At 35.2% G+C, this 25,575-nt stretch carries 26 protein-coding genes; 25 read left to right on the top strand and 1 reads right to left on the bottom strand.

All coding sequences use genetic code 11. From position 1 onward, the window contains the following. Positions 1 to 69: 69 nt before the first annotated feature. The 19 genes from RSC39_RS06055 (at position 70) to RSC39_RS05965 (ending at position 17,987) form a co-directional block, all read left to right on the top strand. Positions 70 to 315: a hypothetical protein gene (locus RSC39_RS06055; protein ID WP_332535841.1), complete on the top strand. Its 246-nt coding sequence runs from the start codon at positions 70 to 72 to the stop codon at positions 313 to 315. A 399-nt stretch (positions 316 to 714) separates the two neighbouring features. Beyond that, positions 715 to 1,737 (top strand): 3-deoxy-7-phosphoheptulonate synthase, encoded by a 1,023-nt coding sequence (locus RSC39_RS06050; protein ID WP_332535839.1) that lies wholly within the window; start codon positions 715 to 717, stop codon positions 1,735 to 1,737. A 237-nt stretch (positions 1,738 to 1,974) separates the two neighbouring features. Then, positions 1,975 to 3,978 carry a ribonuclease R gene (gene rnr / locus RSC39_RS06045; protein WP_332535837.1) on the top strand — a complete coding sequence of 668 codons (2,004 nt, stop codon included), beginning with the start codon at positions 1,975 to 1,977 and terminating at the stop codon, positions 3,976 to 3,978. Between the two features lie 317 nt (positions 3,979 to 4,295). Then, positions 4,296 to 4,775, top strand: coding sequence for a TspO/MBR family protein (locus tag RSC39_RS06040; protein ID WP_063280930.1), 480 nt, complete (start codon positions 4,296 to 4,298; stop codon positions 4,773 to 4,775). 75 nt (positions 4,776 to 4,850) lie between these two features. Then, positions 4,851 to 5,252, top strand: coding sequence for a DUF2177 family protein (locus tag RSC39_RS06035; RefSeq protein ID WP_021037242.1), 402 nt, complete (start codon positions 4,851 to 4,853; stop codon positions 5,250 to 5,252). Between the two features lie 3 nt (positions 5,253 to 5,255). Further along, positions 5,256 to 7,052 (top strand): DegV family protein, encoded by a 1,797-nt coding sequence (locus tag RSC39_RS06030; RefSeq protein WP_332535833.1) that lies wholly within the window; start codon positions 5,256 to 5,258, stop codon positions 7,050 to 7,052. Beyond that, positions 7,049 to 7,822 carry a DUF1295 domain-containing protein gene (locus RSC39_RS06025; protein ID WP_332535831.1) on the top strand — a complete coding sequence of 258 codons (774 nt, stop codon included), beginning with the start codon at positions 7,049 to 7,051 and terminating at the stop codon, positions 7,820 to 7,822. The genes RSC39_RS06030 and RSC39_RS06025 overlap by 4 nt, the downstream gene beginning before the upstream one ends. A gap of 547 nt (positions 7,823 to 8,369) precedes the next feature. Further along, a complete protein-coding gene (gene hisC, locus RSC39_RS06020; protein WP_332535829.1) occupies positions 8,370 to 9,440 on the top strand; it encodes a histidinol-phosphate transaminase in 1,071 nt (356 codons plus the stop codon). After that, complete coding sequence (locus RSC39_RS06015; protein WP_332535827.1) at positions 9,440 to 10,396, top strand: ATP phosphoribosyltransferase regulatory subunit; 957 nt, start codon at positions 9,440 to 9,442, stop codon at positions 10,394 to 10,396. Before hisC ends, RSC39_RS06015 begins: the two co-directional genes overlap by 1 nt. Then, a complete protein-coding gene (hisG, locus tag RSC39_RS06010) occupies positions 10,389 to 11,015 on the top strand; it encodes an ATP phosphoribosyltransferase (RefSeq protein ID WP_332535826.1) in 627 nt (208 codons plus the stop codon). Before RSC39_RS06015 ends, hisG begins: the two co-directional genes overlap by 8 nt. Further along, on the top strand, positions 10,999 to 12,288 hold the full coding sequence (gene hisD / locus RSC39_RS06005) for a histidinol dehydrogenase (RefSeq protein ID WP_332535824.1): 1,290 nt from the start codon (positions 10,999 to 11,001) through the stop codon (positions 12,286 to 12,288). The genes hisG and hisD overlap by 17 nt, the downstream gene beginning before the upstream one ends. 14 nt (positions 12,289 to 12,302) lie before the next feature. Then, positions 12,303 to 12,902 (top strand): hypothetical protein, encoded by a 600-nt coding sequence (locus RSC39_RS06000; protein ID WP_332535822.1) that lies wholly within the window; start codon positions 12,303 to 12,305, stop codon positions 12,900 to 12,902. 126 nt (positions 12,903 to 13,028) lie between these two features. Continuing rightward, the gene (hisB, locus tag RSC39_RS05995; RefSeq protein ID WP_332535820.1) at positions 13,029 to 13,634 is read left to right on the top strand and encodes an imidazoleglycerol-phosphate dehydratase HisB; all 606 of its coding nucleotides are present in this window, start codon (positions 13,029 to 13,031) and stop codon (positions 13,632 to 13,634) included. Then, entirely contained in the window at positions 13,631 to 14,419 is a 789-nt protein-coding gene (locus RSC39_RS05990; RefSeq protein WP_332535818.1) for an aminoglycoside 3'-phosphotransferase, read from the top strand. Before hisB ends, RSC39_RS05990 begins: the two co-directional genes overlap by 4 nt. Positions 14,420 to 14,469: 50 nt before the next feature. Further along, positions 14,470 to 15,078, top strand: coding sequence for an imidazole glycerol phosphate synthase subunit HisH (gene hisH, locus RSC39_RS05985; RefSeq protein WP_332535817.1), 609 nt, complete (start codon positions 14,470 to 14,472; stop codon positions 15,076 to 15,078). Next, positions 15,078 to 15,818, top strand: a complete 741-nt coding sequence (hisA, locus tag RSC39_RS05980) for a 1-(5-phosphoribosyl)-5-[(5-phosphoribosylamino)methylideneamino]imidazole-4-carboxamide isomerase (RefSeq protein WP_011676147.1) — start codon at positions 15,078 to 15,080, stop codon at positions 15,816 to 15,818. Before hisH ends, hisA begins: the two co-directional genes overlap by 1 nt. Beyond that, entirely contained in the window at positions 15,787 to 16,566 is a 780-nt protein-coding gene (hisF, locus tag RSC39_RS05975; RefSeq protein ID WP_332535813.1) for an imidazole glycerol phosphate synthase subunit HisF, read from the top strand. The genes hisA and hisF overlap by 32 nt, the downstream gene beginning before the upstream one ends. Further along, the gene (gene hisIE, locus RSC39_RS05970) at positions 16,563 to 17,201 is read left to right on the top strand and encodes a bifunctional phosphoribosyl-AMP cyclohydrolase/phosphoribosyl-ATP diphosphatase HisIE (protein WP_332535811.1); all 639 of its coding nucleotides are present in this window, start codon (positions 16,563 to 16,565) and stop codon (positions 17,199 to 17,201) included. The genes hisF and hisIE overlap by 4 nt, the downstream gene beginning before the upstream one ends. Further along, a complete protein-coding gene (locus RSC39_RS05965; protein WP_332535809.1) occupies positions 17,202 to 17,987 on the top strand; it encodes a histidinol-phosphatase HisJ family protein in 786 nt (261 codons plus the stop codon). A gap of 32 nt (positions 17,988 to 18,019) precedes the next feature. Here the strand turns inward: RSC39_RS05965 and RSC39_RS05960 are convergent, their stop codons facing one another. After that, entirely contained in the window at positions 18,020 to 18,979 is a 960-nt protein-coding gene (locus RSC39_RS05960) for a rhodanese-related sulfurtransferase (RefSeq protein ID WP_332535807.1), read from the bottom strand. Between the two features lie 422 nt (positions 18,980 to 19,401). Between RSC39_RS05960 and RSC39_RS05955 the strand changes: the two genes are divergently transcribed. The 6 genes from RSC39_RS05955 (at position 19,402) to RSC39_RS05930 (ending at position 25,468) form a co-directional block, all read left to right on the top strand. After that, a complete protein-coding gene (locus tag RSC39_RS05955; RefSeq protein WP_332535805.1) occupies positions 19,402 to 20,943 on the top strand; it encodes a 2-isopropylmalate synthase in 1,542 nt (513 codons plus the stop codon). Positions 20,944 to 20,954: 11 nt separating this feature from the next. Next, a complete protein-coding gene (leuB, locus tag RSC39_RS05950; protein ID WP_332535803.1) occupies positions 20,955 to 21,992 on the top strand; it encodes a 3-isopropylmalate dehydrogenase in 1,038 nt (345 codons plus the stop codon). Between the two features lie 146 nt (positions 21,993 to 22,138). Continuing rightward, positions 22,139 to 23,515, top strand: coding sequence for a 3-isopropylmalate dehydratase large subunit (gene leuC / locus RSC39_RS05945; protein ID WP_332535801.1), 1,377 nt, complete (start codon positions 22,139 to 22,141; stop codon positions 23,513 to 23,515). Continuing rightward, positions 23,515 to 24,048: a hypothetical protein gene (locus RSC39_RS05940; protein ID WP_332535799.1), complete on the top strand. Its 534-nt coding sequence runs from the start codon at positions 23,515 to 23,517 to the stop codon at positions 24,046 to 24,048. Before leuC ends, RSC39_RS05940 begins: the two co-directional genes overlap by 1 nt. Positions 24,049 to 24,096: 48 nt before the next feature. Next, on the top strand, positions 24,097 to 24,672 hold the full coding sequence (gene leuD / locus RSC39_RS05935; RefSeq protein WP_063281674.1) for a 3-isopropylmalate dehydratase small subunit: 576 nt from the start codon (positions 24,097 to 24,099) through the stop codon (positions 24,670 to 24,672). A 13-nt stretch (positions 24,673 to 24,685) separates the two neighbouring features. After that, positions 24,686 to 25,468 carry an ABC transporter ATP-binding protein gene (locus RSC39_RS05930; RefSeq protein ID WP_042748208.1) on the top strand — a complete coding sequence of 261 codons (783 nt, stop codon included), beginning with the start codon at positions 24,686 to 24,688 and terminating at the stop codon, positions 25,466 to 25,468. Positions 25,469 to 25,575 lie beyond the last annotated feature (107 nt).

Genomic DNA, 25,575 nt, shown 5'->3' with positions numbered 1-25,575 from the left:
ATTTAATAATTTAAAATTATTATGATATGATTATTAATGTAATTAAATTTATGAAGGAGTGCTGTTTCAATGGCAAAGTCAAAAAAAGAAATTGAGAATATAATATTAGAACAAACTAATTTTATTCCACGCAATGAAAAAGGAAAAGAAATTTTTATTTTGTTAAAAGCCAAAAAAAATGCTCAAAAAAACAGGAAACACAATGAAAAATTTTCTAAAAGTGCAGAATTTGATAAGTTGATAAAACTTTTTGGAGAGAATAAAGTGAGGCTTATTAATGCAGCCTCACAGCGAAAAATAGAGATTTTACGCTAAAAATACACAATAGTTTTAGCGAAGTTTCTGGTTGCTGTTTCTCACATATAAAAGGAGAAAAGAAAACTACTTGTATCATTAATGATGTCTATTAACCCTTATTCATAATTTTTGTGCTATAATATCTATTAATATAAAATATTGAGGTTCCAAGATGATTAACAACAGTAAAAAATTTTATTTTTTCTTTATAAATGATCCACATTAGTTTTGGCTAATAAAATGTGGGTCCTCTTTGATGTTCGTTAATCATCTAGGGGATAAAGAAGACGTCCTCTGGGGACGTCTTTTTTTATTATATTTGGAGGTAATGATAAAAAGAAAAATAGAAATATGTTGCAGGTAAGATCTTAGCTAAATAGATTTTACTTAGAAGATAACTTTAGAAAAGAGTAGAAAATGACATTCAAAGAAATGAGTAAAAAGATTAACATCAGTGATGTAAAAGAATTGAGCCACTTAAATAGTGAGCAACAAGAAAAGAAAGATAAACGAGATAAAGAACTAGAAGCCATTATTAAAGGAGAAGATGAACGAATCTTGTTAGTTATTGGTCCTTGTTCATCGGATAATGAAAGTGCTGTTTTGGAATATGCTCATCGATTATCAAAGCTTCAGAAGAAAGTAGAAGATAAAATCTTTATTGTCATGCGTGTTTATACGGCCAAACCGCGAACAAATGGTGATGGCTATAAAGGATTGATTCACGAACCAGATGCAGACGGTCATACTGATTTAATTAATGGAATAAAAATGGTTCGGGACTTACATTATAAAGTCATTACTGAAACTGGTTTGACAACTGCTGATGAAATGCTCTACCCAGAAAATTTGCCACTTGTTGATGACTTGGTCAGTTATTACGCAGTTGGCGCTCGCTCCGTTGAGAATCAACAACACCGTTTCGTTGCATCTGGGATTGATGCACCAACTGGAATGAAAAATCCGACATCAGGAAACTTAAAAGTGATGTTCAATGGAATTTATGCGGCTCAACAATCACAAGATTTTCTTTTTGGAAATGCTGAGGTAGAAACATCAGGAAATTCACTTGCTCATGCTATTCTTCGCGGTGGTCAAGATGAAAATGGCAAGAATCACCCAAATTACTACACGGATAATCTTCTGGAAAGTATTGAAATCTATGAAAAAATGGGATTAAAAAATCCATTTATCGTTATTGATACCAACCATGATAATTCTGGAAAAAAATATATGGAGCAAATCAGAATTGTCCGCCAAACTTTGGTAAATCGTAATTGGGATGAACAAATTCATAAATATGTTAGAGGATTTATGATTGAATCGTACCTTGAAGATGGTCGTCAAGATAAGCCGGAAATATTTGGTAAATCAATTACTGATCCATGTCTGGGTTGGGATAAAACAGAACAACTGATTAATGAAATTTACAATTCATAATTGTTTTTTGAATAAATACTAGTAGTAATTTCCAATTATTATGGTTTTGAAAATTGAAATAAAGAATTTTACTAAGCTAAAATAATTAATAAATGTGTAAACTTTGAAATTGTAAAATTTTCAAAGAGAATGGATTAGGCAAAAAATTAAAAAACATGTATCTTCTTTAATATTCGGTTATTACTTACTGATTATGTTATGATAGAATGAAACAACTGGAGGAAGAAATAAACATATATGGTTCAGCTATCAGAATTAGCATCAGCACTTAAACAAACAGAAAGTAAAGGAGTATTTTCTAAACATCCTAAAGGCTTTGGCTTTGTACATCCAGAGGGTGAGACAGATAAAACTAATGATATCTACATTGGTCAAAACGAAACTAAATTTGCAATGGATGGAGATAAGGTTACTGTTAAGGTTTTATACCCTAAGACAGAAAAACGGGGCGCAAGCGGACAAATTATTAAAATCAATGAACGAGCAGTCGTTGATACAGTTGGAACTTACCGTTCTTTATCTAATCGCCAAGCCAAATCTTTGGGATATAAAGGTAGAATCGAACTCTTTAATGACCGTATTTCAGATACTCTTTACATAAAACAGCCCTTAATAGGAGTACAAGAAGAAGATGTAGTAAGTATTAAAGTTACTCAATATCCAACAGATACTAAAGCATTTGAAGGAAAAATTACGCAAATCATTGGTCATAAAGGTGAAGTTGGCCTTGATATCTTAGAAGTTTTGTATGCTATGAAAATTCCACAAGAATTCTCAGCTGAAACATTAGCTGAGGCTGAGTCATTTTCTGAAGAATTAACACAAGAAGACTTGCAAGGACGTGAAGACTATCGCAATGAAATCACTTATACCATTGATGGAGAGGATTCTAAAGATTTAGATGATGCGATTCATGTTAAGAAATTATCGAATGGACATTTTGAATTAGGGGTCCACATTGCTGATGTTAGTCATTATGTGACCGAAGGTTCTTCTTTGAATGAAGAAGCTTATGCGCGAGCAACCTCGGTTTATGTGACTGATAGAGTAGTTCCAATGTTACCTGTCAGATTGTCTAATAACCTGTGCTCACTTAATGAAGCTCAAGAACGACTAACAATGTCTTGCCTAATGGAAATTGATGATAAGGGCAAGATTGTCACTTATAAGATATCTCCATCAGTCATAAAAACAACTTACCGCATGACTTATAGCAATGTGAACAAGATGATTCATCAGGGTCAAGAAGGACACCGCGAAGCATTAGAAAAATTTTCTAAAATTGCTGATTCGATAGAAGTAGCCGTTGAACTTCATGAAATTCTCGAAACAATGCGAAAAGATAGAGGGATGATTGAATTTGATGAGAGTGAAGCAAAAATAATTTTAGATGATGAGGGTCACCCAATTGAAATCGTAAAACGTGACCGTGATACTGCAGAACGCATGATTGAGTCCTTCATGCTTATGGCAAATGAAACTGTTGCTCTTGATTTTCAAAAGAAAAAATTACCTTCATTGTATCGTGTCCATGACACTCCTAAGGAAAAAGCATTTGCTAAATTGATGGAAGCTGCTGCAGAAGCTGGATTTTCTTTAAGTTCTGACTCTCATCAAGCCATAAATTTCTTTGCTGATGAGATTAAAGGTACAAGTTTTGAAAAAGCCTTAACTTATCAACTTCGTCATACCATGTCAACAGCGGTTTATTCTGAAAAAAACACAAAACATTTTGGACTTGCAGCGACTAACTACACACATTTCACAAGTCCAATTAGACGTTATCCTGACTTAATTATTCATCGTTTATTACATTTATATCCTTCTGACCATTCCAACCGTACTAAGGATGAATGGAAAGAACGTTTGCCTGAAATTGCTAGTCACTCTTCCGATATGGAACACCGTGCTGTTGTCACTGAACGGATTATTGATGCGATGAAGAAAGCAGAATACATGTTAGAACGTATCGGTGAGGTTTATACTGGTACGATCACAGGAGTACAAAAGTTTGGTATTTTTGTAGCGCTAGATAATACCGTTGAAGGTTTAGTTCGAGTACCAAATTTACATACTGGGACAACAGAAGAACTTGATTTTGATGAAGAAATGAGTATTATTAAAGGGAAAAAATCGGAAACAATTTATCAAGTTGGAAAAGAAATAAAAATTCGTGTTATTGCTGCCAATAAAAGAAAAGGAACAGTAGATTTTGAACAGATCGCTCCTGAAAAAAACTAGCAATTTGCTAGTTTTTTCTTATGTTTTTTATTAGCGAATATCGCCCTTACAATGAATGTTACATAACATAAATTATGTTAATTGCGTTGTTTTGAGTATAAGGGAGCTTTATTTTTGATTCCGAATTGATTTAGGCACGGATATCAGTAGATAAATGAAATCAAAGTATTGCTTGAATTTTCTTGATAAAAAGATTGTTGCTATTTAAATTAAGTTATATAGTTATCAAGCGAATATGCTAGCTTAACAAACTATTTATGTAATAATATAGGTATGGTAATCAAAAAAACGCATACATAGTTTTAGGGAGGGAACGTATGACTAGTAAAACAAAATCATTGACATATCTTCTATTATTTATTGTGGGAATCGAAATTATTGGTGGCTTATCTGGTTTCTTTGCGGGAAATATCAAGGAAATTTATAATAATCTCATACTTCCGCCGCTGGCTCCGCCAGATTATTTATTTGGAATTGTTTGGCCGATACTCTATGCTTTAATAGCTATTGCCGCTTATTTGATTTTTTATAATCTTAAAAATCAAAAGAGTGATAGCCAAATTGCTTTGTTTTATTTTGGAATACAACTTATTTTAAACTTCATCTGGAGTATTATTTTTTTCAAGGGATATTTTTGGTTGGGAGTCATTATTATTCTCCTACTAGATTTCATTGTTTACCTCTGTATCATCAAATTTTCAAAAATTAATAGGTTATCCTCTTTTTTCTTAATTCCTTATTTTATTTGGATTGTTTTTGCAACTTATTTAAGCATTTCAGTTGCCATCTTAAATTAGATATATTTTTAGTAAGAATAAGCTATTACTAAGCATACTTACGGGAAATCGAATACTTTAGATTGGAGAGAAACAATGAATTTTATCAAACCATTTATTATAAGTGGAATAATCTTTTTGGTTTTAGATATTTGCTGGCTATTTTTTGCAAATAAGAAAATATATCAAACAAATATTGGCAACTTGATGGGAGATTTTAAAATTGTTCCAGCTATTATCTTTTATATTATTTATCTTGTAGCTTTAACATTTTTTGTATTAATGCCTGGACTTGAAAAAAATAGTGTTGGTTATGTCTTATTTAGTGGTGCTCTACTGGGTTTAGTGTGCTATTCTACTTACGATTTAACGAATTTGGCCTCCCTTAAAAACTGGTCACTAACTGTAACGATAATTGATATCATTTGGGGAACTTTTGTAAGTTCACTGAGTGCTAGTCTTTCATTTCTCGTGATTACAAAGTTTATGAAAGGATAAATAATGACAAAGATAAAATCTGAAGATCGTTTATTAGAGAGCGTTATAGCTGGTGCACAAAGAGTTATTAATGGAAAAGATGAATTAAATAAAATAAATGTGTTTCCAGTAGCCGATGGAGACACAGGGAGCAATTTAGCCTCTTTAATGCAAACAATCGTTGATAATTTATCTAATAATAAATATTCAACAAATCTCTTGCTTGACGAAGTAGCTTCGGCAGCTCTAATTGGAGCTCGTGGGAATTCTGGAATTATTTTTGCCCAATACTTAAATGCTGTTTCAGATTATTATGGTGTCTATGAAACTAATTTAGAAATACTAGTTGTGGCTTTCAATAAGGCAGTCAGAAATGCTTATGATTCGTTAATTGAACCTAAAGAGGGAACAATTTTATCGGTCATGAGGAGATGGGCAGATGTATTACTGATAACCTTTAAAGAAAGTTCATCTTTTGAAAATGCCCTCTTAGAAGCAAAAGCAGAAGCTTGGAAGGCTCTAAAGGAAACACAATTCCAGATGTCAATTCTAAAAAAGAACAAACTTGTTGATTCTGGAGCAAAAGGCTTTTACTACTTTGTCTCAGGTTTTACTGACGCTTACTGTGGTGAAAGTTTGGGTGGTCAACAGGAAGAGATTATTCCTAATAAAAAAGAAGAAGACAAAACATTTATAAAAGAACACTTTATATCTGAAGCACCTAAAAATCGTTATTGTTCAGAGTTTATTATCAAAGAATCCCAAAAACAAGAAAATGACTTAAAAGAATTGCTACGAAAGTGGGGAGATTCTTTGGTTATCGCTGGAAATAAAAAGCAATTAAAGATTCATATTCATACTAATCATCCGGAAAGTATATTAGCATTATTAGAAAACTGGGGAACAATCATCTACCAAAAAGTTGATGATATGCAATTACAATATGAAATTTCTCAAAATAGGAAATCTTCGATAGCTATCGTCACAGACTCTGTTGCCGATTTATCCGCGGATTTTATACTTGAAAATCAAATTTTTGTTTTGCCTCTAAATATTTCAGTAGGGGAGCAAAATTTTCTAGATAAACTTACAATCAATCCTCAAATTTTTGAAGAAAAGTATAATAAGAATCTAAAAATGACTACTTCTCAACCAAGTATCCAATCGGTTGATTCACTTTTTTCTTTTTTGGAAGGAAAATATGACCACATAATTGTTATTTCGGTTTCTTCTCAATTAAGCGGAACCTATCAACTGATTAAACAAAGGATTAGAGAGAAGAAAGTCACAGAGAACCAAGTACATCTTATAGATTCCAAATTAAATTCAGTTGCTCAAGGACTATTAGTTAAGCAAGCTGTTAAAATTATCAGTGAAGAAAAACCTATTGAAGCAATCCTTAATGAAATAGAGAATATCATTGACCGGGTATTTATTTATGTTGCTGTTGCAGATTTATCACCAATGATTAATTCGGGAAGAATTCCAAAGTTTCTGGGAGAAGTTGCACAAAAAATATCAATGCATCCAATTATTAGTCTTGATAAAAGAGGAAATGGAAAGCTTATCGGCGGTTCATTTAGTCAAGCTAGGAGTATGGATAAGATTTTGAAAAAAATTGTTTTGTTGTCAAAAAAAGGGCAAATTGAAGAATTAGCTTTGACACATGTTTTATCAAAAGAAGCGGCTTTAAAGTTAAATGAAATAATCAAAGAAAAAACTACTAAAAACTCTGAAATCTTAGACAGTTCAGCAGCAATTGGAATTTCTGCAGGACTTGGAAGTTTAGCAGTTGCAGGACTTTTAAAGGAGGTTCAATGATTTATATAACCGTTTTAGTCACACTATTGCTATATTTTATCTGTTGGTTTCTTATTGCGACATCTAAAAAGAATTATGGCTTGATAGATATTGCCTGGGGAGGAGGATTTGTCCTTACAGCTGTAGTCACTTATTTATCTTCAACTCGAATCACGATGCAAAATAGTTTAATCTCAGTATTAGTGATAGTCTGGGGACTGCGCTTAGCAGTCCATTTAGGAAGAAGAAATTGGAATAAAGCAGAAGATTATCGCTATACAAATATGCGTAAAAGATGGGGGAATAATTTTCCGAAGTTAAAGGCTTTTCTCACGGTGTTTATGGTGCAATTTCTTTTATTATTTCTAATTGCCCTGCCAATTATTCAGGTAAATGCAGATACTAATTCTCAATTTTATTGGTGGCAAATTTTAGGAATAATAATCTGGTTAATTGGCTTTATTTTTGAAGTTATTGGAGACCGTCAGCTAGAAGCCTTTAAAAAACTCCCCAAAAATAAAGGTAAACTATTAACTAGTGGACTTTGGTCGCTGACTAGACACCCTAATTATTTTGGCGAGTCAATGTGTTGGTGGGGAATATTTCTAATTTCTCTGACCGCTTTATCAAGTCTTTGGTTGGTTATCAGTCCTTTATTGATTACCAGTTTACTTTTGTTTGTATCCGGTGTACCGATTCTTGAAAAAAAATATAAAAATCGACAAGATTTTAGAGAATATGCCAAAATCACACCGAAGTTTGTTCCTTTTATTGGAAAGAAGGGATTATAAAAAAGTTAATCTAGTATAATGCAGAGTCTTACTGTATTTCATAAGTGTAAATTTGTGCTTGCACACAAAAAATTTATTTTGGAGGAAGATTTAAAAAAACAAGAAAAGCCATAACTAATATGGCTTTTTTTGAGAGACAAAAAGTAATAAGGCTATTTATATAAGATCATCCAATATTATTTTATAATAAAAGAGATATTTTATAAAAATAAATGTTGACTTTTAAAAACATAAGTATTATAATTCAGATAATTAAGAATTTACAAACAAGAGATGAAAGAGTAGTCTTATTTATCAGTAGAGAGAGCCTTGTTGCTGAAAAAAGGTCTGATGCTAAGACGAACCACACTCATCGCTATCTTACTCACCAAATAATTGTGAGCGTTGGCTACGTTACTGCTGAGTTTAACACAAACTCACTGAGGCTACTTTTGTGAAAAAGTAGTAAATTAAGGTGGAACCACGACATTACCGTCCTTTAAGCCAAGTGCTTAAAGGCGTTTTTTTGTATTATATTTATCATTTTTATTCTCGAAAGGAGAAACATATGAGTTGGCAAAATAATCTGCGTTCTGTAAGCCCCTATATTGCAGGAGAACAACCAGAACTTACTGACATGATTAAATTAAACACTAATGAAAATCCCTATCCGCCCTCTTTGCAGGTTCAAAAAGTGATTGAAGATTTCAAATCTGAAAACTTGCGACTTTATCCAAGTACTGACGCAAAATTTTTGAGGAAGACTTTGGCCGAATATCATCACTTAAACACTGACCAAGTCTTTATTGGAAATGGTTCTGACGAAGTTTTATCTCTTAGTTTTCTGACTTTTTTCAATGGTCAGCGAGCCATATTAATGCCTGATATTAGTTATTCTTTTTATCCAATTTATTGTGAACTCTATCGAATTCCTTATCAACAAGTTCCTTTGGCTGATGATTTTAGTCTGTCAGTAAACTCATACTTTGAAGAGAATGGTGGGATTGTCATTGCCAATCCCAATGCGCCAACTGGTATGGCCATTAGCCTGCAAGAAATAGAGGAAATTTTACAAAATAATCAGGATTCTATTGTTTTAATTGACGAAGCCTATATTGACTTTGGCGGGGAATCTTGTCTTCCTTTGCTTGAAAAATATGATAATTTAGTCGTTGTTCAAACTTTTTCTAAATCTCGGTCTTTAGCTGGAATTCGTTTGGGAGTCGCCTTTGGCTCAGCCGAAGCAATTGCGCATTTGTATGATGTGAAAAATTCTTTTAATTCTTATCCAATTGATAGCTTGGCGCAAAAAATTGGCGAAGCGAGTTTAAATGACGAAACTTATTTTCAAAAGTCTGTCAGTAAAATTATTACGACTCGTGAGAATTTCAAAAAGGAATTGATAAAGCTTGGTTTTCAAGTGACTGATTCTAAAACAAATTTTGTTTTTGTTCATCATCCAAAAGTAGATGATACAACACTTTTCAAGGCACTCTATGAAGAAAAAATTATTGTCAGACATTGGAATCAAGCACGAATTTCTGATTGGTTACGGATTACCATCGGCACTGATATAGAAATGAACACAGTGATTCAATTCTTAAAGGAATATTTAAAAAACAAGGAGAAAAGTTACTGATGGAAAAAATGAACTATTTGCTCCCCGAAGAATCGGGTGAAATGACATTGTCAGGAATTACGACACTTCGCAAGATAGAACAGAAGTTGCGGAACTTGTTTGAAAGTCAAAATTATCAGGAGGTCATGCCCCCGAATTTTGAATATGTTGAGCTTTATACAGGACTTGACGCAGGATTTGAGCAAGAGAAGATGTTTCAATTTATTAACCATGAGGGTAAATCGATTGCGCTGCGTTATGATTTTACGGTCCCATTGGCACGAAATTTTGCCTTGTCAGAGCTGACAGAAGCACGGTATAGTTATTTTGGTAAGGTATTTCGTAAAGAAAAGCGTCATAAGGGACGTCGAACGGAGAGCTATCAGGTCGGGACAGAACTGTTGGGATTGTCAGAAGTGACAGGAGATCAGGAGATTTTAGGACTGACTTTTATGAGCTTAGAGGCTCTAACATTAAAAAACACTATCGTAGAAATTGGTTCGGCTGCTTTTTATAAGCGTTTATGTGAGCTGTCAGGTGGAGATGCGCAACTTTTTTCGGAACTTCTTGAGAAAAAATCACTCTCAGGTATGAAAGCTTTCGTGGACAAGCACGAAATGAGAGGCGCGCCACGTGACTTGTTGCTTGCTTTGACGACCACGACCGATTTACCAACCATGAAAAAGTTAGTTTTGGCAACAAAGGATAGCGAATTGTCTCAGGCACTCGAAAGGCTAGAAGCACTAAAGATGCCCGACAGGACAACAAGCTACCAAATTCATTACGATTTTGCCATGGTACCTGCGATGGGCTATTATACTGGGCTGATGTTTCAGGTTTATGTAGAAGGTGTGGCGCAGGCGATTGTGTCGGGCGGGCGCTATGACAAGCTGCTGAAACAGTTCGGTAAAACCACGGGCTCAATTGGCTTTTGCGTCCATATGGACAATGTTGTGAAAGGGTTGAATAATGATTAGAATAGCAATGACTAAAGGGCGCATTCAAAAGCAGGTCACGATTTTGCTAGAACAGGCAGGATTTGATATGACGGCGGTGCGCGAAATGGGGCGTGAGTTGGTGGTAACCATACCAGATGATTTGGAAATTATTTTTGGAAAAGCCAATGATGTCATAACTTTTTTGGAGCATGGGATTGTTGATATTGGATTTGTCGGTAAAGATACGCTTGATGAAAATGATTTTGATGACTATTATGAGTTATTAGATTTAAAAGTTGGTCAGTGCATCTTTGCCCTTGCTTCCTATCCAGATTTTTTAAATAAAAAATTTCACAGTCGTAAGCGAATTGCTTCGAAATATCCAAGAATCACTAAAAATTATTTTGCTCAAAAGCAAGAGGATATTGAGATTATCAAATTAGAAGGGTCTGTTGAGCTTGGTCCAGTAGTTGGTTTAGCAGATGCCATTGTTGATATTGTCGAAACTGGAAATACTCTGTCAGCAAATGGTTTAGAAGTAATTGAGAAAATCAGTGATATTTCAACACGGATGATTGTTAATAAAGCAAGTTTTAAATTTAAAAAAGATAAAATTATAGAAATGGTAGAGAGGTTAGAAAATGCTCAAACAAATTGATTATCAAGGAAGTCTTGAAGAAGTTGCCAATAAATTTCAAGGACGAAAAGCCGAAGTTTCAGAAGAAGTAAATAAAAGTGTTCAAGAAATTGTCAATGCTATTCGTAAAGAAGGTGATTCTGCCTTATTTAGCTATGCAAAAAAGTTTGATGGATATAATGCTGACAAAAATAATTTACTTGTCACGCGCAAGGAACGAGAAGAGGGCTTAGAAAAAATTGATGAAAATTACTTTAGAATTCTGCGTCGTACCAAATCACAAATTGAAGAATTCCACAAGCATCAATTAGGAAATTCATGGAGCATTTATAAAGAAAATGGGGTTATCATGGGTCAAATTGCACGTCCTTTAGAACGTGTCGCCCTTTACGTTCCAGGTGGCACAGCAGCCTATCCTTCAACAGTTATTATGAACGCAGTGCCCGCACTTTTAGCAGGGGTTAAAGAAATTATTATGATTACACCAGTTAAGGCTGACGGACAAGTAAATGCAAATATTTTAGCCGCCGCCGAAGTTTGTGGGATTGAAACAATCTATAAAGTCGGTGGCGCTCAAGCTGTAGCCGCCGTTGCTTACGGGACAGAGTCTATTCCTAAAGTTGATAAGATTGTCGGACCCGGAAATATTTTTGTAGCCACGGCCAAGAAAATTTGTTACGGTATGGTTGATATTGATATGATTGCAGGGCCGTCAGAAGTTTTGGTCATTGCTGACGAAAAAGCAAATCCAAAATATATCGCTGCTGATTTAATGGCGCAAGCCGAACATGATAAACTTGCGTCAGCAATTTTAGTGACAACTTCTGAAAGTCTTGTTCAAAAAGTAGATGAAGAATTAGAAAAACAAGTTCTAAGTTTAGAACGTCGTGAAATTATTGAAAGTTCTGTCAGTAATTATGGCGGTGCCATTGTTGTCAAATCTATTGACGAAGCCTTTGAAGTTTCTAATCAATTGGCTCCGGAACATTTAGAAGTTTTGACTAGTGATCCTTTAGCCCAACTTCCAAAAATCAAAAATGCTGGTTCAATCTTTCTTGGAGAATACACGCCAGAACCATTGGGCGACTATATGTCAGGAAGTAATCATGTCTTACCTACTGGCGGAACGGCCAAGTTTTATTCTGGATTAGGCATCTACAATTTTGTCAAATATTCAACTTATAGTTATTATCCTAAAGAAATCTTGGCGGATTTCAAAGAAGATGTTGTAACTTTTGCTAAATCAGAAGGATTGACGGCTCATGCCAATTCAATTTCTGTGAGATTTGAGTAGGAGAACGAAATTTTATGAAAAAAAATAATGTGATTTGGCTGGTGTCTGGAATTTTGCTGATTGTCTTGTCCGTTTATTCCTTTATTTTATCAGTAAAATCTACTAGCTTTTTTGGGACGCTTTCTGGAACATTTTTTGTGCTTGGAATAATTTCACTTTTGGAAGCATTTAGCAAAGAAAGCCGCTACGCCCAAAATTTAAAACTGTCAAAATCAGAAAATGAAATTTCAGATATTCTTGAAAATTTCATGAAAGAAAAAGGTTTTACACAAAAAGACTATAAAGGCAAAAAGGTCTGGCAAAAAGGAGGTGGTTTTTGGACTTATAAGAAATGTTTAACACTTGACATCAATCAGCTTCCAATAATCCATATTGAAGCATGGGTCAAGACCGTAGGTTTTGGTGAGAGCGATTTTCAAGGCTATATGGGTGCACTTCCGAAGCGACGTTATTATAAGATAGTACAGGATTTAGTCGCTAAGCTTTCTGATGAAGAAAAGCAAGTTTCAGAAATAGAAAAACCTTCGAATCGCCCTTTTTGGATTGCTGGTATCCTAGTTGGTATCGGTCTGATATTCATCATTTTTGCATTTTATATGCTTTTACAAGCTTAGAAAAATACTATCAGAGAATAAAAAGCGTTCGTTTTATAAAAAAGCATATTGATATTAAGTCAAAAAATAGACAGTTCAATTTAGCGAGATATGATAAAATTAGTAAAAAATTAGAAAGAAGAACATATGGAAAATCGTACATCACAAATCACACGTAATACAAAAGAAACGCAAATTAGTCTGACGGTAAACCTAGATGGGACTGGAAAAAGTGATATTTCTACCAATATTGGTTTCTTAGACCACATGTTGACACTCCTTGCTTTTCATAGTGATTTTGATATTAAACTCACTGCTCATGGCGACCATGAAAATTTAGGCATGGACCCTCATCATCTCATTGAAGATGTGGCAATTTCTCTTGGAAAATGTATCAATGAAGCTTTAGGAGATAAACTTGGAATTCGTCGCTATGGCAGTTTTACGATTCCAATGGATGAAGCACTGGTCACCTGTGATTTAGATATTAGTGGACGCCCTTATTTGGTATTTAATGCCGATTTATCAGGAAATCAAAAACTTGGTGGCTATGATACCGAAATGACTGAAGAATTTTTCCGAGCCCTTGCTTTTAATGCTGGGATTACTTTACATCTGAACGAACATTATGGGCAAAATACGCATCACATCATTGAAGGTATGTTTAAATCTACAGCAAGAGCGCTAAAACAAGCTGTAAGTATTGATGAATCAAAAGTTGGAGAAATACCAAGCAGTAAGGGAGTTATATGAGTAATCTAAAAGAATTAAGTATTAATATTGAGGAATTTCCTGAAGAACTTCACAACGCTCTAAAAGATGCAAAAGTTTATGATAACAGTTCATCTCCTGAAGCCCAAGTGTTGTTCATTGATAAGAAAGACGGTTATTATTTAAAAATAGCTTCAGAAAAATCATTAGAGCGAGAAGCCGAAATGACAGACTATTTTAAAAAGAAAAATTTAGGCTTAGGATATATTTCTTATTTATCAAACCAGTCTCAAGATTTTCTGCTCAAAGAAAAAATACAAGGAGACAATTATCTAGCAAATCAGTATCTCAAAAATCCAAAACAACTATGTGATAGCCTTGCTGAAAATCTACGATTCCTTCATGAACAGAATTTTGAAAATTGTCCGATTTTAGACCATTCTGAACGTTATCTGAAAAAAGTTGAAAATAATGCAAGACTAAAGAAATCAAATCTAGATTTTGTAACTAACTATAATATTCATACACCCGAAGAAGCTTATGATTATATACAAAACAATAAACTATTATTAAAGGATGATACGCTTTTACATGGAGATTACTGTCTACCTAATATCATTTTAGATAATTGGCAATTTAAAGGCTTTATCGATTTGGATTGTGCAGGTGTTGGTGACCGACATATTGACCTCTTTTGGGGAGCATGGACGCTCAATTTCAACATTGGGACTGATCAATATCGTGATCGCTTCTTTGATGCCTATGGTCGGGATAAGATTGATATTGACCGATTGAAATTAATTGGCTGTTGTGAGGTTTTTGGATAATTTTAAATATAAATAGGAATTTATTTCCATTTACTATTGAAAGGAGAAGTATGGCAAATATTGTTATCATCGACTACAACCTTGGAAATCTTCAAAGTGTCCAAGCAGCCTTTTTACGATTGGGACAAGAAACAGTGATTTCTAGAGATTTAGAAGAAATTCGTAAAGCAGATGCACTGGTTCTTCCAGGAGTGGGGGCTTTTCCTACCGCAATGAATAACCTGAAAAAGTTTAATTTAATTGATGTTTTAAAGGAGCGAGCTGATGCCGGAATACCTATATTAGGGATTTGTCTAGGGATGCAAGTGCTGTTTGAAAAAGGAATGGAAATAGAAGAATGCCAAGGGTTAGGGCTTTTAAAAGGGGAAGTCATTCCAATAAAATCAAGTGAGAAAATTCCACACATGGGTTGGAATCAATTAAAACTAGTCAAAACTAAGCCAATAACTGCTTATTTGGCTGATAGTGATGAAGTTTATTTTGTTCACTCCTATCAAGCGACTTGTCCTGATGATGAACTCATTGCCTATACAACCTATGGAGAAGCGATGATTCCTGCCATTGTGGGGAAAAATAACATTATTGGTTGTCAATTTCACCCAGAAAAAAGTGGAGAAATTGGCAGAAAAATACTAAGAGCGTTTTTGGAGGAAATTTAATGGAAATTATCCCAGCGATTGATTTACAAAATGGAGAAGCTGTGCGTCTCTACAAGGGGGATTATGATAAGAAAACGGTCTACTCTAAAAATCCACTAGAAATTGCTCAAAAATTTGAACAAATGGGAGCAAAATATTTACATTTAGTCGACTTAGATGGTGCTAAGCTAGGGCAAACCAGAAATTTAGAGATTGTGCGAAAAATAAAAGACCAAACTAATTTAAAAATCGAAATTGGTGGTGGAATTAGAAATTTAGATACAGTTAGCCTTTATCTTGAACAGATTGGCGTAGAACGTGTGATTTTAGGGACGGCAGCAGCAGAAAAACCTGATTTTCTTAAAGAACTGTTGGTTAAATATGGTTTGAGCAGAATTGTTGTTGGAGTGGATATTAGGGAGGGTTTTGTCTCAACGAGTGGTTGGTTAGAAAAAACAACTCTTCCTTATCTATCATTTTTAAAAGATTTAGAGAAAATAGGGGTTAAAACCGTCATTGTCACTGATATTTCCAAGGACGGTACGTTGACTGGACCAAATTTTGAACTTTATGATGAGATTTCAAAAGAAACTTCTTTAGATGTCATTGTTTCTGGTGGGGTAAAGGATAGTTCGGATATTCAACGAGCAGCAGATTCTGATTTCTATGGAATCATTGTTGGAAAAGCTTACTATGAAGGAAAAATTAATCTTGAAAAGGAGTTCAATCATGCTAACAAAAAGAATTATCCCTTGTCTTGATATTAAAAATGGTAAGGTCGTTAAGGGAATCAATTTTGTTGGTCTAAAAGAAATTGGTAACCCAGTGGAGATAGCAAAAATATATGAAGAACAATGTGCAGATGAAATTGTTTTTCTTGATATAACGGCTTCTTTTGAAGAACGTGAAATTATTGGTGAGTTAATCGGACGTGCAGCACGTGAGCTTTCAATTCCATTAACCGTTGGTGGAGGAATTCGTTCTATTAACGATTTTAGAAGAATTCTTGCCAGTGGAGCTGACAAAGTGTCCATAAATTCGGCGGCAATAGAAAATCCTGAACTTATCCATCAAGCGGCTAATGAATTTGGCGTTCAATGCGTTGTGGTTGCGATTGATGCCAAGGCGAATGAATCGGGGTCTAGCTTTGAAGTTTATATCAAAGGTGGGCGAGAAAATACAGGAATTGATTTAGTTGAATGGGCCAAAAAATGTGAAAAATTAGGTGCAGGAGAGATTTTATTGACCTCAATGGATAAAGATGGTACAAAAACAGGCTATGATTTAAAAATGTTAAATGCCGTTTGCTCTGCAGTTAATATTCCCGTTATTGCAAGTGGTGGTTGTGGTTCTATTTCGGATATTATTGAAGTTTTTGAAAAGACAAAAAGTGATGCGGCCCTTGTTGCTTCTTTATTTCATTATGGAGAAGCAACAGTGGATGAAGTTAAAGAAGAACTCATAAAAAATCGTATTCCAGCAAGAATAATTAAGAAGGAGATTATATGAAACCAGACTTTCAAAAGCAGGCGCTCATTCCTGTCATTGTGCAAGATTATCAAACGAAGCAAGTTTTGATGATGGCTTATACAAACGAGGAGGCCTATCAGAAAATGCTTGAAAGTGGCGAAACTTGGTTTTGGTCACGTTCAAGACAAAAACTTTGGCATAAAGGGGAAGAATCGGGTCATTTTCAAAAAGTAAAAGGAATGCGCTTAGATTGTGACCAGGATACTTTACTTGTTTTTGTTGAGCAGACAGGTAATGCTTGTCATACAGGTGCCTATTCTTGTTTTTATGACGAAGTCATTCCTTTTGATGACTCGGATATTTTTGCTGATTTAGAAAAACAAATCGCTGACAGAAAAGCGCACCCAGTAGAAAAATCTTATACCAATTATCTGCTTGACCAAGGCATTGACAAAGTTTTAAAGAAAGTTGGTGAAGAGGCCAGTGAGGTAATTATCGCTAGTAAAAATTCGGATAAGACTGAACTCTTGGGTGAAATTGATGATTTGCTTTATCATTTGTTTGTTCTGATGAATCAAACTGATCTTTCTCTTGAAGAAGTGCGGCAAAAGGCGCGTGAGCGTCATCAGATTGAAGGAAATAAAAATGAATTTCACACAAGGACGGCAGATTAAATGAAAAAATTAGATTATCATTTGCATTCTTATTTTTCGGCCGATAGTGAGGAAAATCCCAGGAATCATGTCTTAGAAGCGATTGAGCATGGTTTGGAGGAAATCTGTTTTACAGAACATCGTGATTTTTATTTTCCTGAGATTGATTTTTCATTGAATGTATCTGAGTATTTTAAAGAAGTCAATAAATTACAAGTAGAGTTTAAAGATAAAATTACAATAAAAATTGGTTTGGAAATGGGAATAGATTTACGATTTAAATCAGAAATTAGTGAATTTATCAATTCGGCTCCATTTGATTTTGTGATTGCTTCTGTCCATGAAATTGATGATATAGAAGTCTATGATGGAACGGATTTTTATCTAAATAAATCTAAAGAAGAAGCTCAAAAAGAATATCTTTTGGCTTGTTTAGAGGTTGTTCAAAATTTTGAGTTATATAATTCTTTTGGACACTTGGATTATGTTGCTAGATATGGCGCATACGCTGATAAATCAATAAATTTTGTGGATTTTGAAGTGATATTGCTAGAAATTTTAAGAAACTTGGCTTCAAAAGGTAAAGCCTTAGAAGTGAATACGAGATTGTTTAGTGAATCAAAAACTCAAGAATTTTACAGTGATTTATTGATTAATTTTAAAAAATTAGGTGGAGAATTTGTTACTTTAGGAACGGATAGTCATGTCGCAAAGCGTGATTGGGCAGCAATTGATAAAGCGAGAGAAATAATTAAAAAAGCTGGTTTCAAAGATGTAGCGACTTTCAGCAATATGAACATAAAATAAAAAAAGTCTATTTGCAAATAGACTTTTTTATTTTATGATGCCAAATCTTTCTCAAGTAGAGCAAGGCGTTCTTGAACTTCTTGATTTGAAAGCTGATGAGCTTTGATATAGCGGTTATCTGGATGAACTCGACATTCATGTGAACAAGCGCCAAGATATTTAACTTCATTTTCTTTGGAAGCTAACATTTGTCTGTTGCATTCTGGATTCCCACAATTAATATAACGTTCGCAAGGACTTCCATCAAACCAATCACGTCCGACGATGATGTGTTCTTTTTGATTAATCGGAACTGCAATTCGGCTATCAAAGACATACATTTGTCCATCCCAAAGGTCCCCTTGGACTTCTGGGTCTTTACCGTAAGTAGCTATTCCGCCATGAAGTTGACCAACATCTTTAAATCCTTCACGAACAAGCCAACCTGAGAACTTTTCACAGCGAATTCCACCTGTACAATAAGTTAAAACTCGTTTTTCCATGAATTGTTCTTTGTTATCCCGAATCCATTGAGGAAGTTCGCGGAAACTTCTAATTTCAGGGCGAATTGCTCCTCGGAAATGACCAAGGTCAAACTCATAATCATTTCGTGCGTCAATGACAACTGTATTTTCATCAAGCATAGCTTCACGAAACTCTTTGGGATCAAGGTAAGCACCAGTGAGTTCCAAGGGATTAACATCGTCTTCTAAACTCAAGTTAACCAATTCTGGGCGATAACGAACATGCATTTTCTTAAAGGCATTTTGTTTGGCTTCATCAATTTTAAAAATTGTTGACGTGAAGCGAGAATCATTTTTCATGAGTGACATGTAAGCATTCGTTTGTTCAACAGTTCCTGAAACAGTTCCGTTAATTCCTTCGTCAGCAACTAAGATACGTCCTTTTAAACCTAGGGCCTTACAGTCTGATAGGTGCTTTTGAGCGAAAGATTCTCCATCTTCGATTGGGACATATTGATAATATAATAAAACTCGATAATCTTGAGTCATTTTTTCTCCTTATTCTATTGGTACATCATAATCCATTATAATTTAATCATTTTAGTCCTATCAAAAGCAACAAAATTGCTTGTCTATTTATTAACAAGCAACTGATCTATGGACTTTATAAAAGATATTTAAAAGAAATTGTAATCTTTTTGTTGTTAAATTCTTGTTAATACAAAAAAATGCATTAAATATTATTATTTTATTGACAATTTAAAACATTAAGAGTATTATAATGTAAATTAACAAAAAAGAGGAACTTGAAATGACAGACACACAATTTTCATTGTTGTTGATCAAGGTGGACCTACGTTAGCTTTTCGGCTAAAATATGTAGGTCCTATTTGACAACAGTCATTTCGAGGACCATGAGACGTCCTCAGGGGCGTCTTTTTTGTTTCTTAATAAAAAATAGAGGTAATATTATGCGAAAAATTGAATTCTTTGACACTAGCCTAAGAGATGGCGAACAAACACCTGGCGTGAGTTTTTCCATAGCCGAGAAGGTAACTATTGCAAAGCAACTTGAAAAATGGGGGATATCTGTGATTGAAGCTGGCTTTCCTGCAGCGAGTCCGGATAGTTTTGAAGCTGTAAAACAAATTTCTAAGGCTTTAAAGGAGACGGCGGTAACAGCATTAGCTCGTTGCGTTATAACTGACATTAATAAAGCAGTAGAGGCAGTAAGAGAAGCTCAACATCCACAAATTCATGTTTTTATTGCCACTTCACCCATTCACATGAAATATAAGCTCAAAATAAGTCCTGATGAAGTTCTAAAAACGATTGATAAATGCGTAAGATATGCTCATAGGCAAGTTGAAGTTGTTGAATTTTCGCCGGAAGATGCGACACGTACTGAACCAGAATTTCTCTTGAAAGCCGTTCAAACAGCAGTAGATGCTGGAGCAACTTACATCAATATTCCTGATACTGTTGGTTATACAACTCCGGAAGAATATGGAAAAATATTTAAAATGTTGATTGATAATATTAAAGCTGACCGTGAAATTATTTTTAGTCCGCATTGTCATGATGATTTAGGGATGGCTGTAGCAAATTCATTAGCAGCAATTAAAGCTGGAGCGGGTAGAGTAGAAGGTACGGTCAATGGAATTGGCGAACGGGCTGGAAATGCTGCGCTTGAAGAAATTGCAGTTGCTTTGCATATTCGTAAGGATTATTATCAGGCGAAAAGTCCCTTAGTCCTTGCGGAAACAATGGCAACAGCAGAATTAATTTCGCAATTTTCAGGAATTGCTATTCCTAAAAACAAGGCGGTTGTTGGGGCAAATGCATTCGCTCATGAATCTGGAATTCATCAGGATGGTGTTCTTAAAAATGCCGAAACTTATGAAATCATTAGTCCAGAACTTGTTGGAATAAAACACAATTCACTACCACTCGGGAAACTGTCAGGTCGGCATGCATTTACTGAAAAACTGACCGAACTTAATATTTCATATGACGCAAAGGAACTTCCAAACTTGTTTGAACGTTTTAAACGTTTGGCTGACAAGAAAAAGGAAATTACTGACGCTGATATTCATGCTTTATTCACGGGCGAAACGGTGAAAAATCTGGCTGGTTTCATTCTTAATAATGTTCAGATTGATGGGCATAAAGCACTAGTCGAACTCAAAAACCAAGATGCTGAAATTTATGTCAGTCAGGGAGAGGGTTCTGGTTCAGTTGATGCAATTTTCCAAGCCATTGATAAAGTCTTTAATCATCAACTAAAATTAATTTCTTATTCTGTTGATGCTGTGACTGACGGGATTGATGCACAAGCAACAACCGTTGTTTCTGTTGAAAATCTCGCTACCGGTACAATTTTTAATGCTAAAGGGGTCGATTATGATGTCTTAAAAGGTGGTGCGATTGCTTATATGAATGCGAATGTACTGGTACAGAAAGAAAACTCACAAGGAAAGGTTGAAAAAATTTCAGCTCATGATGGGATTTAAGGTGAAGGAAAATGACTAAAAAAATTGTGACACTTGCAGGTGATGGGATTGGACCTGAAATTATGTCAGCCGGTTTAAGCGTTTTAAAAGCTGTCAGTAAAAAAATTGCTTTTGAATATGAATTAGAAGCCAAAGATTTTGGAGGAATTGCAATTGATAAGCATGGTCATCCTTTACCAGAAGAAACTTTGCAAGCAGTTAAAAATGCTGACGCCATCTTGCTCGCTGCCATTGGTCACCCTAAATACAACGATGCAAAAGTAAGACCAGAGCAAGGACTACTTGCTTTGCGGAAAGAATTGGGGCTCTATGCAAATGTGCGTCCTTTGAAAATTTACCCAGCTTTGAAAAACCTTTCGCCAATCCGAAATGTTGAAAATGTTGATTTTGTCGTGATTCGCGAACTGACAGGAGGGATTTATTTTGGTCAACATGAATTGGCAGATGACAAAGCACGGGATGTCAATGATTATTCTGCTGACGAGATCAGTAGAATTCTACACTTTGCTTTCAAAATAGCTCAAAATCGTCCAAGAAAGTTACTGGCTTCGGTTGATAAGCAAAATGTTCTTGCGACCTCGAAACTTTGGCGAAAAATTGCTGACGAAATTGCTGTTGAATATCCAGACGTTACTTTGGAGCATCAACTGGTTGATTCATGTGCCATGCTATTGATTACAGAACCACAAAAATTTGATGTGATTGTGACCGAAAATTTATTTGGCGATATTTTGTCTGATGAGGCCTCTAGTCTTGCGGGAACACTGGGAGTTATGCCCTCTAGTTCTCATGGATTTAACGGACTGTCACTATATGAGCCAATACACGGCTCTGCGCCTGACATTGCAGGAAAAGGAATTGCGAACCCTGTTTCGATGATTCTATCAATTGCTATGATGCTAAGAGAATCTTTTGGTCAAGAAGATGGCGCTACTCTGATTGAAAAAGCAGTAACTCAGACTTTTGCTGACGGAATTTTGACACAGGATTTGGGTGGAAATGCAACGACTGCTGAGATGACAGAAGCTATTTTGAAAAATTGTCAGTAAAATGCGATTGAGTAAAGAGCATTTTAGTTGTAGATAAAAGAACTTTCAGCATAGCTGAGAGTTCTGTCAGTGAATTTTACTGGCGAAAAGTTAAAAAAATACTGACAGCTCTGTCAGTAAAATTTTATAAAGAAAAGAGATATAAAATGTCAGGTCAAACAATATTTGATAAACTTTGGAACCAGCATGTGATTGCTGGACAGGAGGGTGAACCTCAACTTTTGTATATTGATCTTCATGTGATACATGAAGTAACGAGTCCACAGGCATTTCAAGGTCTGCGTGATGCAGGGCGTAGCGTTCGACGCAGGGATTTAACTTATGGAACACTTGACCATAATGTTCCAACAAAAGATATTTTTAATATTCAAGATTTGATTTCTAAAAAGCAAATTGATACCTTTACTAAAAATGTCAAGGAATTTGGTGTTCCGGCAGAAGTGCACGGTGGCAAAGGACAAGGAATTGTTCACATGGTCGCCCCTGAATCTGGGCGTACACAACCCGGTAAAACAATTGTCTGTGGTGATAGTCATACCGCGACAAATGGGGCTTTTGGAACTATTGCGTTCGGAATTGGAACCAGTGAAGTAGAGCATGTCCTTGCGACTCAAACCATCTGGCAAGTCAAACCCAAACGGATGAAAATTGAATTTCAAGGTCATCCCCAAAAAGGCATTTACAGTAAAGATTTCATTCTCGCTCTCATTGCTAAATATGGGGTTGACGCAGGTGTAGGTTATGCGGTTGAATACACAGGTCCTGCGATTGACGATTTAAGCATGGAAGAACGGATGACAATTTGTAACATGTCCATTGAATTTGGGGCAAAAGTTGGGCTGATGAATCCTGACGAAAAAACTTATGATTATGTCAAAGGACGCGAATATGCTCCTGAAAACTTTGACGAAGCTGTCAGTAAATGGGAAAAACTTGTCAGTGATTCTGACGCGGTTTATGACAAGGTCTTAACCCTTGATGTTAGTCAATTAAAACCCATGGTGACTTGGGGAACCAATCCGGGCATGGGACTAGAATTTGGTGAAAAATTTCCTAAAATTAATGACGATTTAAACTACGAACGTGCTTATCAGTATATGGATTTGAAACCGGGACAAACCGCTTCTGATATTGACTTGGCTTATATTTTCATTGGTTCTTGTACCAATGCACGGCTTGGCGATTTAGAAGAAGCAGCAAAAATTATCAAAGGCAATCATATTGCTGACGGACTGACAGGAATTGTTGTACCCGGCAGTCGCCCTGTCAAAATCGCTGCCGAAGAACTGGGTCTTGATAAAATCTTCAAGGACGCAGGTTTTGAATGGCGAGAACCCGGATGTTCGGCTTGTCTGGGCATGAATCCTGACCAAATCCCAGCTTATGTTCATTGTGCTTCAACTTCTAATCGAAACTTTGAGGGTCGTCAAGGACATAATGCCAGAACGCATTTATGCTCTCCAGCAATGGCGGCCGCAGCCGCAATCTCCGGCAAATTTGTTGATGTTAGAGAAATTGTCTAATGAATACGAACCAATTTAATCAAGCGATGAACACAGACATTCAAGCTTTCATTAAAAACTTTGCACCAGCGATTTTGGGGATTCTCATCATCGTCTGGGTCATCAGTCGTCAGCTTCGCGCGCGTGTCGTGACTGCGCGCATGACAATCTATCTCATACTTATGGCAATTGGTGCCGTTGAGATTTTCCAGTATGTCGAAAAGTCAGGGTTGACGATTGGTTTTCTGGGTAATCTTCTGATTTACAGTCTGGTTTTGCCGCCTATCTTTGGCTGGCTGCGGGTCTTGACCTATACTTACTGGGTCAATGATGACCAGCAGGTCATGCGCAAAGGAAATCTTTTGACCGCTCTTTTTTGGATTATTTATATGGCTTTGCACTTGGGACTAGATCATTTCACAAAAGCGCCAGGCAATCTCTTTTTGCTCTTTGACATTGGCTTTTCCTTGTTGGTGCAACGCTATCTCGCCTATAACAAGGCGCGTAAGCAATTTCCAAAAGAAATTGAGAATAATCGAAAAGCAAAAGAATGAAAATCAACAGACAGTTATTTAAATATAAAAAATAATAGAAAGATAAAAATGGAAAAATTCACGATTTACAAAGGAACAAGCGTTCCATTAATGAACGACAATATTGACACTGACCAAATTATTCCTAAACAATTTTTAAAAGCGATTGATAAAAAAGGTTTTGGGAAAAACTTATTTTATGAATGGCGCTATAGCAAAGATTATGAGGAAAATCCCGATTTTGTGTTAAATAAGCCGCAATATCGCAAGGCCAGCTTGTTAATTTCTGGCGACAATTTTGGTTCAGGATCTTCCAGAGAACATGCGGCTTGGGCATTAGCAGATTATGGTTTTCGAGCCATTATTGCTGGCTCTTACTCAGACATTTTTTATAATAACAGCTTGAAAAATGGACTTTTACCCATTGTCCAACCCAAAGAGGCGCTAAAAAGTCTAGCCCAACTTTCAAGCCAAGAAGAAATCACAATTGATTTGCCTCATCAGTTAATTCAAACGAGCACAGAAAACTTTTATTTTGAGATTGACCCCATTTGGAAAGATAAACTGATTAATGGTTTAGATGATATTGGGATTACTTTGCAATATGAACAAGCCATTGCTGCCTATGAGCAAAAACATCAATAAAAGAGAGAAAAAGATGACAATTATTAGCTTAAAAAATGTGAATCTTACTCGAAATAAAACAGAAATTCTCAAAAATATCACTTGGCAGGTTAATCAAGGGGAAAATTGGGTGATTCTGGGTTTAAATGGTTCTGGAAAATCAAGTTTGTTGAAATTAATTTTGGCCGAAGAATGGAAAAGCTCAGGCCAATTAAGAGTATTAGGGACTGAATTTGGTAAAGGAGAAATTCCAAAACTTAGAAAACGAATCAGTGTGGTTGGCTCATTTATCGCCGAACGATTCCATTCAAATATCAAAGCCGAAAATCTAGTCTATACAGGTAAATTTAATTCAAGTATGCTCTATAAACCTTATAGAGACCAAGAACTCGACGAAGCCCGTAATCTTTTGATGAAAATTGGAGCAGAAGCACTTATTGGTCGAACTTACGGGAGCCTTTCACAGGGAGAAAAACAAGTTTTACTTATTGCTAGAAGTCTAATTTTAAAGCCTGAACTATTAATCTTAGATGAAGCAACCAATGGTTTAGATTTATTCGCAAAAGAAAATTTATTAAAGCAACTTGAACAAATTAATAAATTAGAAAATGGGCCAACAATTATTTATATTACTCATCATCCTGATGAAATTTCTGATACTTTTACGCACCTTTTACTTTTAAGAGCAGGAGAAGTCGTTCAAGCAGGCAAAAAAGATGACTTATTAAATGAAAAAATACTGACAGATTTTTATCAAGAAAAGATTGAAATTCAACGAATTAAGCATAAGTATTTCATTATTCCGATGAATTTTTAAAAAGAAAGCAAAAGTATTTTATAGACTTTATTGAATATTCTGACAAATTATTGTATTTTCGATTTTTTAATGATAAAATAACTCTATAAAAATTTACGGGGAGGTCA

Source organism: Lactococcus sp. (assembly GCF_036648155.1).
In the GTDB taxonomy this organism is placed as follows: Bacteria; Bacillota; Bacilli; order Lactobacillales; family Streptococcaceae; genus Lactococcus; species Lactococcus cremoris.
Note: the sequence above shows the minus strand (reverse complement) of the source record. Positions and strands in the feature narration are given on the sequence as shown.

Excerpts from the sequence above, each read along its gene's own strand:
- RSC39_RS05930 (WP_042748208.1), top strand. The coding sequence starts at position 24,686 with ATGACAATTATTAGCTTAAAAAATGTGAATCTTACTCGAAATAAAACA.
- hisF (WP_332535813.1), top strand. The coding sequence starts at position 15,787 with ATGCTAACAAAAAGAATTATCCCTTGTCTTGATATTAAAAATGGTAAG.
- RSC39_RS05960 (WP_332535807.1), bottom strand. The coding sequence starts at position 18,979 with ATGACTCAAGATTATCGAGTTTTATTATATTATCAATATGTCCCAATC.
- hisA (WP_011676147.1), top strand. The coding sequence starts at position 15,078 with ATGGAAATTATCCCAGCGATTGATTTACAAAATGGAGAAGCTGTGCGT.
- RSC39_RS06000 (WP_332535822.1), top strand. The coding sequence starts at position 12,303 with ATGAAAAAAAATAATGTGATTTGGCTGGTGTCTGGAATTTTGCTGATT.
- RSC39_RS06035 (WP_021037242.1), top strand. The coding sequence starts at position 4,851 with ATGAATTTTATCAAACCATTTATTATAAGTGGAATAATCTTTTTGGTT.
- leuB (WP_332535803.1), top strand. The coding sequence starts at position 20,955 with ATGACTAAAAAAATTGTGACACTTGCAGGTGATGGGATTGGACCTGAA.
- hisB (WP_332535820.1), top strand. The coding sequence starts at position 13,029 with ATGGAAAATCGTACATCACAAATCACACGTAATACAAAAGAAACGCAA.
- hisH (WP_332535817.1), top strand. The coding sequence starts at position 14,470 with ATGGCAAATATTGTTATCATCGACTACAACCTTGGAAATCTTCAAAGT.
- RSC39_RS05940 (WP_332535799.1), top strand. The coding sequence starts at position 23,515 with ATGAATACGAACCAATTTAATCAAGCGATGAACACAGACATTCAAGCT.
- RSC39_RS06015 (WP_332535827.1), top strand. The coding sequence starts at position 9,440 with ATGGAAAAAATGAACTATTTGCTCCCCGAAGAATCGGGTGAAATGACA.
- RSC39_RS05955 (WP_332535805.1), top strand. The coding sequence starts at position 19,402 with ATGCGAAAAATTGAATTCTTTGACACTAGCCTAAGAGATGGCGAACAA.
- hisC (WP_332535829.1), top strand. The coding sequence starts at position 8,370 with ATGAGTTGGCAAAATAATCTGCGTTCTGTAAGCCCCTATATTGCAGGA.
- RSC39_RS06055 (WP_332535841.1), top strand. The coding sequence starts at position 70 with ATGGCAAAGTCAAAAAAAGAAATTGAGAATATAATATTAGAACAAACT.
- RSC39_RS06030 (WP_332535833.1), top strand. The coding sequence starts at position 5,256 with ATGACAAAGATAAAATCTGAAGATCGTTTATTAGAGAGCGTTATAGCT.
- RSC39_RS05965 (WP_332535809.1), top strand. The coding sequence starts at position 17,202 with ATGAAAAAATTAGATTATCATTTGCATTCTTATTTTTCGGCCGATAGT.
- rnr (WP_332535837.1), top strand. The coding sequence starts at position 1,975 with ATGGTTCAGCTATCAGAATTAGCATCAGCACTTAAACAAACAGAAAGT.
- RSC39_RS06040 (WP_063280930.1), top strand. The coding sequence starts at position 4,296 with ATGACTAGTAAAACAAAATCATTGACATATCTTCTATTATTTATTGTG.
- RSC39_RS06050 (WP_332535839.1), top strand. The coding sequence starts at position 715 with ATGACATTCAAAGAAATGAGTAAAAAGATTAACATCAGTGATGTAAAA.
- RSC39_RS05990 (WP_332535818.1), top strand. The coding sequence starts at position 13,631 with ATGAGTAATCTAAAAGAATTAAGTATTAATATTGAGGAATTTCCTGAA.
- leuC (WP_332535801.1), top strand. The coding sequence starts at position 22,139 with ATGTCAGGTCAAACAATATTTGATAAACTTTGGAACCAGCATGTGATT.
- leuD (WP_063281674.1), top strand. The coding sequence starts at position 24,097 with ATGGAAAAATTCACGATTTACAAAGGAACAAGCGTTCCATTAATGAAC.
- hisD (WP_332535824.1), top strand. The coding sequence starts at position 10,999 with ATGCTCAAACAAATTGATTATCAAGGAAGTCTTGAAGAAGTTGCCAAT.
- hisG (WP_332535826.1), top strand. The coding sequence starts at position 10,389 with ATGATTAGAATAGCAATGACTAAAGGGCGCATTCAAAAGCAGGTCACG.
- RSC39_RS06025 (WP_332535831.1), top strand. The coding sequence starts at position 7,049 with ATGATTTATATAACCGTTTTAGTCACACTATTGCTATATTTTATCTGT.
- hisIE (WP_332535811.1), top strand. The coding sequence starts at position 16,563 with ATGAAACCAGACTTTCAAAAGCAGGCGCTCATTCCTGTCATTGTGCAA.